Source organism: Patulibacter brassicae (genome assembly GCF_033949425.1).
Lineage (GTDB): Bacteria > Actinomycetota > Thermoleophilia > Solirubrobacterales > Solirubrobacteraceae > Patulibacter > Patulibacter brassicae.
The window spans coordinates 26,314-40,038 of sequence record NZ_JAXAVX010000011.1; the positions used below are offsets into that span (position 1 = coordinate 26,314).

The 13,725-nt window shown below is 76.4% G+C and carries 9 protein-coding genes and 1 riboswitch; of the genes, 6 read left to right on the plus strand and 3 right to left on the minus strand.

Annotation, left to right across the window (positions count from 1 at the left end; all coding sequences use genetic code 11):
- Window positions 1-19: 19 nt before the first annotated feature.
- From SK069_RS16180 to SK069_RS16205, 6 genes are all read left to right on the plus strand, one after another.
- Entirely contained in the window at window positions 20-616 is a 597-nt protein-coding gene (locus tag SK069_RS16180) for a DJ-1/PfpI family protein (protein ID WP_319955285.1), read from the plus strand.
- A gap of 121 nt (window positions 617-737) precedes the next feature.
- Window positions 738-4,925 (plus strand): DNA polymerase III subunit alpha, encoded by a 4,188-nt coding sequence (locus tag SK069_RS16185; RefSeq protein WP_319955286.1) that lies wholly within the window; start codon window positions 738-740, stop codon window positions 4,923-4,925.
- Window positions 4,926-5,194: 269 nt separating this feature from the next.
- A riboswitch (cyclic di-AMP (ydaO/yuaA leader) is annotated at window positions 5,195-5,343 on the plus strand.
- Between the two features lie 7 nt (window positions 5,344-5,350).
- On the plus strand, window positions 5,351-5,947 hold the full coding sequence (locus SK069_RS16190) for a hypothetical protein (protein ID WP_319955287.1): 597 nt from the start codon (window positions 5,351-5,353) through the stop codon (window positions 5,945-5,947).
- Window positions 5,948-6,327: 380 nt separating this feature from the next.
- Window positions 6,328-6,879 carry a carboxymuconolactone decarboxylase family protein gene (locus tag SK069_RS16195; RefSeq protein WP_319955288.1) on the plus strand — a complete coding sequence of 184 codons (552 nt, stop codon included), beginning with the start codon at window positions 6,328-6,330 and terminating at the stop codon, window positions 6,877-6,879.
- A gap of 58 nt (window positions 6,880-6,937) precedes the next feature.
- On the plus strand, window positions 6,938-7,312 hold the full coding sequence (locus SK069_RS16200) for a winged helix-turn-helix transcriptional regulator (protein ID WP_319955289.1): 375 nt from the start codon (window positions 6,938-6,940) through the stop codon (window positions 7,310-7,312).
- 65 nt (window positions 7,313-7,377) lie between these two features.
- Window positions 7,378-8,715 (plus strand): glutamine synthetase family protein, encoded by a 1,338-nt coding sequence (locus SK069_RS16205; RefSeq protein WP_319955290.1) that lies wholly within the window; start codon window positions 7,378-7,380, stop codon window positions 8,713-8,715.
- A gap of 75 nt (window positions 8,716-8,790) precedes the next feature.
- Here the strand turns inward: SK069_RS16205 and SK069_RS16210 are convergent, their stop codons facing one another.
- The 3 genes from SK069_RS16210 to SK069_RS16220 all read right to left on the minus strand — a co-directional run bounded on the left by SK069_RS16210 (window position 8,791) and on the right by SK069_RS16220 (window position 13,689).
- Window positions 8,791-9,477: a hypothetical protein gene (locus SK069_RS16210; RefSeq protein WP_319955291.1), complete on the minus strand. Its 687-nt coding sequence runs from the start codon at window positions 9,475-9,477 to the stop codon at window positions 8,791-8,793.
- Between the two features lie 173 nt (window positions 9,478-9,650).
- Window positions 9,651-11,663, minus strand: coding sequence for a thioredoxin domain-containing protein (locus SK069_RS16215; protein WP_319955292.1), 2,013 nt, complete (start codon window positions 11,661-11,663; stop codon window positions 9,651-9,653).
- Window positions 11,664-11,721: 58 nt separating this feature from the next.
- Window positions 11,722-13,689 carry an alpha/beta hydrolase gene (locus SK069_RS16220; protein WP_319955293.1) on the minus strand — a complete coding sequence of 656 codons (1,968 nt, stop codon included), beginning with the start codon at window positions 13,687-13,689 and terminating at the stop codon, window positions 11,722-11,724.
- Window positions 13,690-13,725: the final 36 nt, after the last annotated feature.

The following is a 13,725-nucleotide window of genomic DNA, read 5'->3' on the forward strand; positions in this document are numbered from 1 at the left end:
CGATCGCGACGATCGCGGCATGACGCACGTCCAGGTCCTCCTCTTCGACGGCTACGACGAGCTCGACGCGGTCGGGCCGTTCGAGGTCCTCGCCGCCGCGGGGCTGCGGGTCGAGCTCGTCGCGGCCGACCGCGCCGCGGGGTCGGAGGTCGTCTCCGCCCACGGCCTGCGCGCGCTCGTGGACGCGGACCTCGCCGAGCGCCCGGATCTGCTCGTCGTGCCCGGGGGGCGCTGGGCCCAGCGGGGCGGTGCCGGCGTGCGAGCGGAGGTCGAGCGCGGGCTGCTCGGTCCGGCGATCGCGGGCCGGCACGCCGCCGGGGCGACGGTCGCCTCGGTCTGCACCGGCGCGATGCTGCTCGCCCACGCCGGGCTGCTCGACGGTCGTCCCGCGGTGACCCACCGGGTGGCGCTGGAGGACCTGCGCGAGCGGGGCGCCGACGTGCGCGGGGACGAGCGGGTGGTCGACGACGGCGACGTCCTCACCGCCGGCGGCGTCACGGCCGGGCTGGACCTGGCGCTGCACCTCGTCGCACGATTCGCGGGCGCGGAGGCGGCCCGGCAGGGGGCGATCCGGATCGAGCACGAGCCGCGGACGGCGCTCGTCGCGGCGGCCTGACGCGAGGCGCCGGGGCCCGCCGCTTCGCCCCGGCCCCTCGGTTCGGCCGAAGGGCGCGGTCCGCCGGCGGGGCACCGCGGCGGGGAGGCGGGCCGTCCGACGACGATGCGAACATGCGTTCGTGTCGTCGCCGCCCTACGTCGAGCTGCACTGCCACTCGGCCTACTCGTTCCTCGACGGCGCGTCCCTGCCGGAGGAGCTCGCCCGGGCGGCGGCCGAGCGGGGGCACGGGGCGCTCGCGCTGACCGACCACGACAACCTCTGCGGCGCCTACGAGCACGCGCAGGCGCTGGCGGAGGTCGGCCTGCGCGCGCTCCACGGGGCCGAGGTCACCGTCGTCGACGCGCCGCCGCCGATGCGCGACGGCCGGATGACCGGCGACTGGCAGCTCGAGCGCTCCCGGGTCCGTCACGTGACGCTGCTCGTTCGCGACGCCCGGGGCTGGTGCAACCTGTGCCGGATCCTCACGCGGGCCCACGCGCACACCCGCGACCACCCGCGGGGCTCGGCGGGCCGGCCGTGGATCACCGCCGCCGACCTCCTCGAGCACGCCGAGGGCCTCGTCTGCCTCAGCGGCTGCGCCGACCACGGGGTCGAGGACGAGGGCTCGCTGCGGACGTTCCGGGAGGCGTTCGGTCGCGAGGACCTCTACGTCGAGCTCCAGCGGCGCTACCTGCGCGGCGACCGCGACCACGCGCGCACGAGGACGCAGCTCGCCCGACGCCTGGGCCTGCGGTGCGTGGCGACCGGCAACGTCCACGCCCACGACCGCCGGCGGGCGCTGCTCCAGGACGCGCTCGTCGCGGTGCGACACCACACGACCCTCGACGCGTCGGAGCCGCTGCGGCGCGGCAACCACAGCCACGTGCTGGCGACGCCGCAGGCGATGGCGCGGCGGTTCGCCGACCAGCCCGAGGCGGTCGCCGAGACGGTCCGCCTCGCCGAGCGGCTGGAGTTCGACCTGCTCGAGGGGCTGGGCTACCGCTACCCGGGGCAGGACGACGCGGCCGCCGCACGCGACCTGGCGGCCGCCTGCTGGGCGCGGTTCGACGACCGCTACGCCGACGGCGCGATGCGCGGCGGCGCCGACCGCCGGCGCTCCCCGTCGGCGATCCGCGCCGCCGCCCGCGATCGGCTGGGGCAGGAGCTGGACCTCATCGCGCGGCTCGGCCTCTCCGGCTTCTTCCTCCTGCACCACGAGCTGCTGGAGATCGCGCGCGACGTCGCGGCCGAGGTCCGGGGCCCGTCGGCGGCGCGCTCGGTGCTGCCTCCCGGCCGGGGGCGGGGGTCGAGCGTCTCGTCGGTGGTCTGCTACCTCACCGGGCTCTCGCACGTGGACCCGATCGCCAACGAGCTCGGGATCGGGCGGTTCCTCCACGAGGACCTCGGCGGCACCCTGCCGGACATCGACCTCGACTTCCCGCGCGACATCCGCGAGCGGCTGATCCCGCGGGTCAACGACCATTACGGCCGCGACCGCGCCGCGCTCGTGGCGGCCTTCCCGACCTATCGCGCCCGCGGCGCGATCCGCGAGCTCGGAGCGGCGCTCGGACTGCCGGCGGCCGAGCTGGAGCGCGTCGCCCACGGCTCGGAGGGCTGGTCGGGCCGGCGGGTGGCCGAGGACATCGCCGCCGCGCTGGCGCTGCGGCCCGACGCCCACGCCGACGAGCCGCTCTACGACGACGGGGCGGCGCTGCCGGCCGGGACGGACGAGCGCAGCGGGGACCCCGGGCACGGCCTGCCCGGCCGCTGGGCGTGGCTGGCGCGGCTCGCCTCCGCCGCGCACGGCCTGCCGCGCCATCTCTCCCAGCACCCCGGCGGGATGATCATCTCGACCCGGCCCCTGATCGACTGCTGCCCCGTCGTCCCCGCGGCGATGGCCGGCCGGCAGATGATCATGTGGGACAAGGACTCCTGCTCGGACGCCGGCTTCGCGAAGATCGACCTGCTCGGCCTCGGGATGCTCTCCTGCGTCGAGCGGTGCGTCGAGCTCGTCTCGACCCGCCGGGGGGAGACGCTCGACCTCGCGCGCGTCCCGCTCGACGACGGGGAGACGTTCGCCGCGATCCAGAAGGCCGAGACGACCGGGGTCTTCCAGATCGAGAGCCGCGCCCAGATGGGGTCGCTGCTGCGGACCCGCCCGCGGACGCTCGAGGACCTGACGATCCAGGTGGCGATCGTCCGGCCGGGCCCGATCCAGGGCGGTGCGGTGAACCCGTACATCGCGCGGCTGCAGCGGATCCGCCAGGACCGCGACCGCGGCGTGCCGGAGGAGCATCGCTTCCGGCCGCCGCTGCTGCACGAGTCGCTCCGCGCGCCGCTGGAGCGCACGCTCGGGACGATCCTCTTCCAGGACCAGGTCATCGACATCGCCCGGGAGTTCTCCGGCTTCACCGCCGCGCAGGCCGAGGGCCTGCGCCGCGCGATGAGCCGCAAGCGCTCCGAGGAGGCGATGGAGGCCCAGCACCGGGAGTTCGTCGAGGGGGCGCTGGCGACCCACGACGACGTCACCCGCGAGGTCGCCGAGCAGGTCTGGGGCATGGTCCGCGGCTTCTCCGGCTTCGGCTTCCCCAAGGCCCACGCCGTCGCCTTCGGCCTGCTGGCCTACCAGTCGACGTGGCTGCGGGTGCACCACCCGGTCGAGTTCCTCTGCGCCCTGCTCGACGAGCAGCCGATGGGCTTCTACCCGCCCGACGCGCTGATCCACGAGGCGCAGCGGCGCGGCATCGCGGTGCTGCCGCCCGACGTCGGCGAGAGCCGCGCGCACTGCACGATCACCGACGCGGGCGCCGTGCGGATCGGCCTGGGCTACGTCAAGGGCGTCCGCCGCGAGGAGGTCGAGGCGCTCGTCGCCGAGCGGGACCGCAACGGCCCGTGGCGCTCGCTCGCCGACCTCGCCGCGCGCGTCGGCGCCGCGGCCCCGTCGCTGGAGCGGCTCGCCTGGGCCGGGGCATGCGATGCGCTCGCCCAGGAGGACGCCGACGGCACGCCGATCCCCGAGGGGCGTCGCCGACGGGCGGCGCTCTGGCAGCTCGGCCTCGCCGTGCCCGGGCAGGTCGTGCGCGACGGGACCCAGCTGGCGCTCGAGCTGCAGTCCGCCTCCCGCGAGGGCCACCGCGCCCTCGACGAGCTCAGCGCGTGGGAGCGGCTCATCGCCGACTACGCCGGCACGGGCCTGACGAGCGGGCCGCACCCGATGGAGCTCCTGCGCGCGCAGGTCGCCCGGCACGGGGTGCGCACGAGCGCGGACCTGCCCCACGCTCGGCACAACAGCGCGGTGCGGGTCGCGGGGCTCGTGCTCGCCCGCCAGCGCCCCGGCAGCGCGAAGGGCGTCACCTTCCTCCTCCTGGAGGACGAGGTCGGCACGATCAACCTCGTCATCCCGCCCTCGGTGTACCTGCGGGACCGGCTCGCGGTGCGAACCGAGCCGCTGGTCGTCGCCGAGGGGCGGCTGGAGCGCCACCGCGACGGCGGCGGCCAGATCAACGTCGTCGTCGGGCGGCTGCGTCCGCTCGACGAGCTCACGGAGGAGACGGGTGCCGTCGTGCGGCAGCTGCACGCGATGAGCCCGGTCGAGCTCGACCACTGGGCGCGACAGCAGGACCGCCAGGTGGCTGCCGGCGGCGCGGTCGCCGTCGCCGGTGGCGGTGCGGGCGCGCCGGCCGCTCGCGCGGCGGGCGGGCGGGCGCCGGCCGGGCCACGATCCGTGGCGTGGTCCGGGGCAGGATCGGGCGATGGCGCCGCTGGCCGCGGGGGCGGGACCCGTCCGGGTCCGATCCGATCCGGCGGGGGTGGAGGCGGCGGCCCCCGGGTCCCGGGAGCGGGCGCTTCGTCCCCGGCGCGCCCCGAGGGCCCGCCGCTCGTCGTCCTGCCGGGCGGCGCCGCCGGGGACCCCACCGCGCATGGCGGGCACGAGGGCCGCACGACGGCGCCGCGCGGCGGCGCTCCCGGTCCGGCCGCTCCCGGATCCGCTCCATCCGGTCCGGCCGCTGCCCCGCCCGGGGCCGCCGCTCTCGGTCCCGCCGCCTCCGGATCCGCTCCCGCGCCACCCGGTCCGGCCGCTCCCGGCTCCGCCCCCGCCGCTCCCGCGCCACCCGGTCCGGCCGCGCCCGTGGCTCCCGGCTCCGCGCCCGTGGACCCCGCCGCTCCCGGGCGTGGTCCCGCCCCACGCACCGGCACCCGCCATGCCTCGCCCGCGGACGGGGACCGCCCCTCGGGGGCAGGGGACCCGGCGGAGCCCGATCCCGGGGCGCTGCGCGGCGTCGCACCCGACGTCATGCACTTCGGGCGCGGAAGGGGCGGCCGATGAGGCGGCCGTCGCCGCCCCGCCCGTGCCGGCAGGCGGGTTCCGCCGGTCGAGGCGTCAGGATCCTCGTCCCATGTCGGGTGCGACGCGTGCGAGCAGGGCCCTCCGGCCCGTCGCCACCGCGCGCCGCGACGGGGTGAGCGGGCGCCTCGCGCGCCCGCGCGTGATCGGTCATCGACACGCGTGCCACAAGAAATCCCTGCTCCTGCAAGACATCGTGCAAGATGTGCACGATGGCGACGCGTTCTCGCAGCGTCCAAGACCGGTGCTATCCTGGCTCCACGCTGAGTTCCCGGAGCACGCCTGCCGCCGGCGTCCGGGAAGCGGGGGACCCACGAGCACGGGGCGAATCGGCATCAGCCGTAGCGCTACTCCAGCGCGAGTCCGACAGCTAACCTCGCAAGCGCGCCGGAGCACGAGACCACGTCATGGCGAACGACCGCGACCAACCCTGGTGGGCTGACGCACAGGATTACCGCAACCGCGGTGACCGTCGTCGTTCCTCCACGGGTCGCCGTGCCGCCGACGAGCGCCGCTCCGCCGGTGACCGCCGGCGCGAGGCGTCGTCGCGCCCGCGTCAGCGCCTCGATCTCGACGACGATCGGCTGCCCGTCGTCCGCCGCGAGGACCGCCGCGACGGCCCGCGTCGCTACGAGGACGACTTCTCCACGTCGGCGGCCGCCGCTCGCCGTCGCCGCGCCGCCGCCGCCCGCGCCGCTGCCCAGCAGCGCCGCGCGCGCCAGCGGCGCCCCGAGGTCGTCGAGTTCCAGTGGATCGACGACTCGCCCTTCGCGGCCGGGGGCGAGGACGAGCGGCTGCGCCGCGAGCGCGACCGTCGCGCCCGCGACCGCGATCTGCCGGCCCGTCGGCCCGGCACTCGCCGGCCCGCCCGGCGTCGCACGATGACGCCGCTCGCGCGGCCCGAGAAGCTGCTGCTCTACGCGGCGCTGCTCGGCCTCTTCCTCATCCTCGCCGCGGCGACGACGTCGGACGCGTCCGTCGTCCCGCACGCGCTGCCGCGCTAGTCGGCGCGCTCCACGCCGGCGACGCCGACCCGGCGCGCGCCGCCGTTCGCGCCGTTGCGTGGCCGTCGCGTCGACGCGTCCGGGTGGCCATCTCCCGCGATCCGTCGCGCGATCGATGGTGTGCCCGTTCGCAGGGAGGGGTAGAGCACCCTCAGGCCCGCTCCGGGCCCGTCGCACCGGCCGGCGGACCAGGGGAGGCCGGGGCTCCGACCTGCGTCGAAGGCGCCGTACGGCGTCCACCGCGCGCGGCCTGCGGAGACCCTTGCAAAGCGAACGATCGGGTCCTAGACTTACGTTCGGTAAGTCACTTCACTTGTTGAAGTGATGATAAAGCCGTCCCGCACTCACACCAGCTCTGGAAGGTCGCGATGCCCAACGCGATGAGCCGTTTCACCATCCACGACGATCTGTCGGCGCCCGAGGGGTCGCTGCCGGTGCTCAAGGGTGCGCTGCACTCGGCCGGCCAGCTGCCGAACCTCGTCGGGGTCCTCGCCGGGTCGCCGGCGGCGCTGCGGGGCTACGCGCGGTTCACGAGCGAGCTGCGTCACGGCAGCCTCGACGCCCCGACGAAGGAGCGCCTCTCCCTCGCCGTCGCCGAGCACTTCCGCTCGGAGCCCGGCCTGAAGATGCACCTGCGCACCGCGCGCGTCGCGGGCCTGGGGATCGACGAGGTCAAGGCGGCGCGCGAGTTCCGCTCCGAGGACGAGAAGCAGGACATCCTGCTGCGCTACATCGGCCACCTGCTCCAGCGGCGCAGCCAGCCGCCGGCCCACCTCCAGGAGGAGGCGCTCGAGCTCGGCTGGACCGAGGAGCAGCTGCTCGAGGCGATCGCCTTCGCGTCCGTCGAGGTGTTCTCGGCGCTCGTGAACATCGCGGGGGACGTCCCCGTCGACGGGTCGATGGAGGAGTCGCGCCAGCTGCGCGCGGCGTGATCCGGACCGGCCTCCCGCTCCCGCGCATCCGCGTGGGAGCGGCAGCGGTCCCGCGCGCATGACGAACGCCGACGACCCCATCGACGGCGCCTGCTGCCCGCACTACCACGAGGCGGTCGAGCTCCTCGGCCGTCGCTGGAACGGCGCGATCGTCGCGGTGCTGCTGCGCGGGGGGACGCTGCGCTTCAGCGAGCTGCGCACGGCGGTCCCCGGGCTGTCGGACCGCGTCCTCTCCCAGCGGACGAAGGAGCTCGAGGCCGCCGGGGTCCTGGAGCGCACCGTCTCGCCCGGTCCTCCGGTGCGGGTCGACTACGGCCTGACGCGCAAGGGCCACGAGCTCGGGCCGGCGATCGTCGAGCTGGAGCGCTGGGGACAACGCTGGCTCGGTGAGGATGTCCGGGCGGCGAACGGCCCGGCGCAGCGGCTCGGCTAGCCTGCAGCGTGGCGCGCGGCGTTCCGGCGCCCGTTCCCGACCCACCGCGCAGGAGCACCGACACCGTGGCCGACACCCCCCGTACTCCCGAGGACGTCAAGCGGCTGGTCGCCGAGCACGACATCCGCTTCGTGCGGATGTGGTTCACCGACATCCTCGGTCAGCTCAAGTCGTTCTCGGTCAACGCCTCCGAGCTCGACGACGCCTTCGAGGGCGGGATGGGCTTCGACGGCTCCTCGATCACCGGCTTCAACGCCGTCGAGGAGTCGGACATGATCGCGGTGCCGGACGCGTCGACGTTCGCGATCCTGCCCTGGTCGCCGGCCGAGGAGGGCGTCGCGCGGATGTTCTGCGACGTGCAGACGCCGGAGCGCACGCCGTACGAGGGCGACCCGCGCTACATCCTGCGTCGCGCCGTCCAGCGGATGGAGTCGATGGGGTTCGACCACTTCAACGTCGGGCCCGAGCTGGAGTACTTCCTCTTCAAGGACGCGAAGGACCCCGTCCCGCTCGACGAGGGCGGCTACTTCGACCTCACGGCCCTCGACGCCGGCTCCGACGTCCGCCGCGACACCGCGCTGGCGCTCGAGCAGCTCGGGATGAAGGTGGAGTACAGCCACCACGAGGGCGGTCCGTCGCAGCACGAGATCGACATCCGCTACGCGGACGCCCTGAAGATGGCCGACGACTGCATGACCTACCGGCTGACGGTCAAGGAGATCGCGATGCAGCACGGCTGGCACGCGACCTTCATGCCCAAGCCGATGACGGGGGAGAACGGCTCGGGGATGCACACGCACCTGTCGCTCTTCCGCGACGGGCGCAACGCGTTCTTCGACCCGGACGACCGGTTCTTCCTCTCGGACGTCGGCAAGGCGTTCATCGCGGGGCAGCTGCGCCACGCGCGCGAGATGTCCGCCGTCTTCGCCCAGTGGGTCAACAGCTACAAGCGCCTGGCGCCCGGCTACGAGGCGCCGGTCTACGTCGCCTGGTCCCGCCGCAACCGCTCGGCGCTCGTGCGCGTCCCGCTCTACCACCCCGGCAAGGAGCAGGCCACGCGGATGGAGCTGCGCTGCCCCGACCCGGCGTGCAACCCGTACCTCGTCTTCGCGCTGCTGCTGCACGCGGGACTCGACGGCATCGAGCGCGGCTACGAGCTGCCCGAGCCGATGGAGCGCAACCTCTACCACCTGTCGCCGGACGACCGGCGGCGCCTGGGCATCGAGCAGCTGCCCGAGACGCTCGGCGAGGCCGTCGAGCTGGCGGCGGAGTCCGAGCTCGTGCTGCGGGCCCTCGGCGAGCACACCCTCGACCGGTTCGTCGAGATCAAGCGCGAGGAGTGGGAGGACTACCGCGTCCAGGTCACGCGGTGGGAGCTGGACCGGTACCTCCCGGTCCTCTGATCCGGTCCCGGATCCGGCGGCGCGGTGCGCCGCCGGCCGGGAGGCGGCCCGCCGCACGAGGCGGCGGCGCGTGGATCAGAAGTAGCGCCGGATGACCCGCACCGTCTGGCGCAGGTACGGCTTGGAGGTGTCCAGCCGCGAGCCGGCGTGGACGTAGAGGGTGAAGCTGCGGCCGCCGCTGCGCGGGATCGCGGACTTCTTCACGCGGACGTAGCCGCAGGCGTTCGCGCGGCCCAGGCGCGTGCGCTTCACCGTCTTGCTGCCCTTCTTCCACGTGGCGTAGACCGTCTTGGAGCCGGTGAGCGTCTCCGTCAGGCCCGACACGCGCCAGACGCGCTTGGAGTAGGCGCCGCGGGGGCGGTTGGCGAGGTCGAGGGCGAGGTTCGTGACCTTGACCTTCGTGCTGCCGGTGTCGAGGGAGCCGTTCGGGCCGAACTCGCGGACGCGGATCTCGATCGTGCGGCCGGCGCTGGGGCTGATCGAGCCGGTCGAGAACGAGTTGACGAGCGACGCGGTGGCGTTGCCCGCGCCGTCGAAGGAGCCCGTGACCGAGCCGGCCTTGCCGTTCACGCCGTAGACCTGCCAGCGGCCGCCGGGCGTGCCGCCGGAGAGCGCGAAGTTCATCGTCTCGGAGGCCTGCGTCGGGACCCGCACGTAGCACGGCTTCGACGGGGTGATCGTCGCGGCGGAGGCGACGGTGGGGACGACCGTGGCCGCTGCGAGGGCGGCGACGGGCAGGGCGAGGGCCGTACGGCGAAGCATGGAGATCCTTCGGAAGGGGGACGGGGGGACGGCGCGAGCGCGCGCCGCGGACCCTATCCGGCCGGGGCGCGCCGGTCGCGCCGGGCAGTCCCATCCTCATCCGATTCTCACGCCGTCCGGGCCCGGATCTCCCCGCGACGAGGGCCGTCAGGGGACGACGCCCGACGGGCCGCTCACGCGTCCAGGAGCGCGCGCAGCTCGCCGGGGTCGGTCACCGGGGCGCGGCACGCGAAGCCCTCGCAGACGTAGGCGGTCGCCCGACCGCCGACGGGGCGGCGACCCTCCAGCAGCGCGACGCCGCGGTCGTCGGCGCCGTCGCCCATCGCCAGCACGACGCCGGGGCGGGGACGCTCGCGGACGACGGCGACGAGCGCGCCGCGCTCCGGGGCGGGCCCGACGATCGCGACCTCGCGCGCGGGACGGTGGCGCTCGTCGAGCGCCAGCAGCGACGCGGCGACCGCCTGGGGCGCCCGGGCGGCGAGCGGCGCGGCCAGCCGCAGCCAGCCCTCGGCGGCGGCGACGTGCGCGTGCTCGCCGGTGAGGGCCGCGAGCCGCAGCAGCCCGCGGGCGGTCGCGGCCCCGCCGGAGGGGACGGGCGCGTCGTCCAGCTCCTTGCGGCGCACGAGCAGCGCCTCCGCGTCGTCGGCGGTCGAGAACCAGCCGGCTCCGTCGGGATCCCCGAACCGCGACGCGATCGTCGCCGCCAGCTCCTGCGCCCAGGCGAGGTCGGCCGGATCGCCGTCCGCCTCGAAGAGCGCGATCGCCGCCTCGAGCAGGAAGCCGTGATCCTCGAGCACGGCGGCGTGCCGTGCCCGGACGGTCCCGTCGGGCCCCGGCCGCGGGCACCAGCTGCGCCGCAGGCGGCCGTCGACGGTGAGCTCGCGCCGGACGAAGGACGCCGCCTCCCGTGCGGCGTCCAGCAGCTCCGGTCGGTCGAGGATCGCGCTGGCCTCGGCGAGCGCGTGGATCGCCAGCGCGTTGCCGGCGGCCAGCCGCTGGTCGTCGAGGGCGGGACGCGGCCGCTGCTCGCGCGCCGCCAGCAGCGCCGCGCGGATCCGTCCCAGCGTGGCGTCGTCGGGGCGCGGTCCGCGGTCCTCCAGGACGTCGGCTCCACCCTCGTCGAGGGCGAGCCAGCGCCCGGCCGCGGCCGCGTCCTGCGGCGACAGGGCGGCCCGGACCTCGGCCGCCGTCCAGCGGTAGAAGGCGCCCTCGCCGTCGGCGGAGTCGGCGTCCAGCGCGGTGGCGAAGCCGCCCTCGGCACCACGCAGCTCGCGCAGGAGGAACGCGATCGTCCGCTCCGCCGTCTCGCGCAGCGCCGGGTCGCCCCACAGCCGCCAGCCGTCGAGGTAGGCGCGCACGAGCAGCGCGTTGTCCGTCAGGAGCTTCTCGAAGTGGGGGACGCTCCAGGCGGGGTCCACGGCGTAGCGGTGGAAGCCGCCGCCGAGCTGGTCGTGCACGCCGCCCGAGGCCATCGAGCGCAGGGTCTGACGGGCCATCGCCGCGGCCGCGTCGGCCGTCGGCCCGCCGCCGGCGGCCCGCTGGAGGAGCAGGAGGAGCGTCGCGTGCGGCGGGAACTTCTCGCGTCGGCCCCAGCCGCCGTGGACGCTGTCGAACCCACCGCGCAGATCGCGGACCGCGTCGTCGAGCCGACCCGGCGCCGGCAGCTCGTCCGCCGCGCGCAGGGCCGCGGCGCCCGAGAGCCGCTCGTCGATCCCGGCGAGCTCGGCCCGCAGCTCGTCGCGCCGCGCGCCCCACGCCTCGGCCACCGCGTCGAGGACCATCCGCCACGAGGGCAGTCCGTCGCGCGGCGCGGGCGGGAAGTACGTGCCGCCGTGGATCGGTCGCTGCTCCGGGGTGAGGAAGACGTGCAGCGGCCAGCCGCCCTGGCCGGTCATCGCCTGGACCGCGTCCATCCAGAGGGCATCGACGTCGGGGCGCTCCTCGCGGTCGACCTTCACGCAGACGAACGCGTCGTTCATCACCGACGCGACGTCCGGGTCGGCGAACGACTCGCGCGCCATGACGTGGCACCAGTGGCACGCCGCGTAGCCGATCGAGACGAGCAGCGGCCTGTCCTCGCGCGCGGCGCGCTCGAGCGCCTCCGGCCCCCACGGGAGCCAGTCCACCGGGTTCTCGGCGTGCTGCCGCAGGTAGGGCGACGTCTCGGCGGCCAGCGCGTTCGGCATCGCCCACCAGGCTCGCACAGGCGGGCCGAGGGCCACCGGCGCCGCCCGCGCGCGCCGCTCAGCGACCGAGCGCGCGCAGCGCGGAGCGCACGGCGAGCGTCACCTCGACGCCGAGCGCCTGCTCGAGGAGCGCGTCGAGGTCGATCCCGGTGATCGCCAGCAGCTGCTCGTTCGTGCGGATCGGGTTCGGGATCCGGTACGTCCCGGCGCGCACGCCGCGACCCCGGACCCGCACGGCGATCGTCCGCTGCTCGGCGATCGGCGCGACCGTCGACGCCGCGGTCCCGGGGACGTAGCCCATCCGCCGCAGCGAGATGCCGCGCCGGCCGACGGCGGCGTAGCCGCTGCGCAGGCCCGCGACGCGCACGGCGTCGGTCGCCCCCGGCGCCGCGGTCCCGAGGACCTGCGACACGAGCCGCAGGACGACCGAGCGCCCGGCGTCCTCGACGGTCAGGCGCGCGACGGCGCGTGCGCGGTCCGCCGGGGTGCGACCCAGATCGTGGGCGGTGCGCGGAGCGAGCGGGACGGCGCGCACGCGGCCCGCCGGCCGGTGGCAGCGGCCGGGAGCCCTTCCGGCGTCGAAGGCCCGCAGCGCGCCGGTCACGCACCGGCGGCCGGAGGTGAGGACGCTGTGGCCCTGCCCGGGAACCGCCAGCAGCCGGGCTCCGGGGATGCTCGCGGCGACCGCCCGCGCCTCCTCGGGCGAGGTCCGGGTGTCGGAGCGGCCGCTCAGCACGAGCGTCGGCACCGCCGGGACGCGTCCGGCGGGCGTCGCGTCGCGGGTGCCGGGCCAGAACGCGCAGCTGCCGGCCGCCGAGACCTGCAGCACGACGTCCGGCGACCACCCGGCGCGCGCGGCGTCGGGCCGCGCCGCGGCGGCGGCCCGCGCCTGCGCCCAGCGCTCATCGCCGACGGCGGCCTCGGCGCTCCAGGGCCAGCGCCCGTCGCGGCAGGTCGTGTCGTAGTAGACGCCCGAGCTCGAGTACGCCGCCGCGGCCGGTCCGCCCGACGGGTCGGCGTCGTCGGTGGTCAGCGGCGCGAGGCCGTTCTCGCGGCCCAGCCGCGCCAGCGGCGCGGCGTCGCCCTCGGCGCCGCGGCGGATCGCGGCCGGGAGCGCCGCGCGCAGCAGCGGATCGAGGTCGCCGGCGACGACGAGGCTCGTCACGAGCCACCCGTCGACCTCGAGCGGGACGCGACGACCGGTCCCGCCGTCGACCGACACGGTCATCGGCAGGCGCGCGCGCAGACGGCGCAGGTCGCCGCGGAGGTCCTTCGTGACGCCGTCGCACGCGCCTCCGACGCACGCCTGGCGCAGGGCGCCGGGGATCGCGCGCAGCATCGCCAGCGAGAACGGATCGGCGGCCTGGACGTCGACCGGGGAGTCCAGCACGAGGCCGGAGACCCGCGCGGGGTGCGCCGCGGCGTAGCGCTGCGCCAGCACGGTGCCGTACGAGACGCCGACGAGCAGGAGGCGGTCGTAGCCGCGGGCGCGGCGGACCTCCTCGAGGTCGGCCACGACGTCCGTCGTGCCGTAGCGGTCCAGCGCGCCGCCGAAGCGCCGGGCGCAGGAGCGCAGCGGCTCCCACGGGTCCAGGCCGGTGCGCGAGCCGCTCTCGATCTCCGGGCAGACGACGAGGTCGGTCGAGCGGCCGGTGCCCCGGGTGTCGACGGCCACGAGGTCGCGGCGCCGCAGCAGCGGCGCCAGGACCGGGGCGACGTCCCCGAGCAGCGGCGTCGCCGCCTGGCCGGGGCCGCCGGCCAGCAGGACGACCGCCTCGCGCCGGACGCGCCGCGTGCGCTGACCGAGCTGCAGCGTGCGGACGGAGAGGCCGATCTGCCCGGGCACGGCACCCGTCCGGTCCAGCGGCACCGGCACGCGCGCGCAGCGCGTCACGCCGAGCGAGGCGTCGCCGCAGCGGACGTCGTCGGCCGCCGCGGCGGTGCCGGGCGCCGCGAGCAGCCCGAGGGCGAGCGCCACGACGCGCAGCCGTGGTCGGCGGAGGAGGCCCGGCGCGGCGATCGGCACGGCGCGGAGGCTAGACCGTCGCGAGGCGGCCGCCGG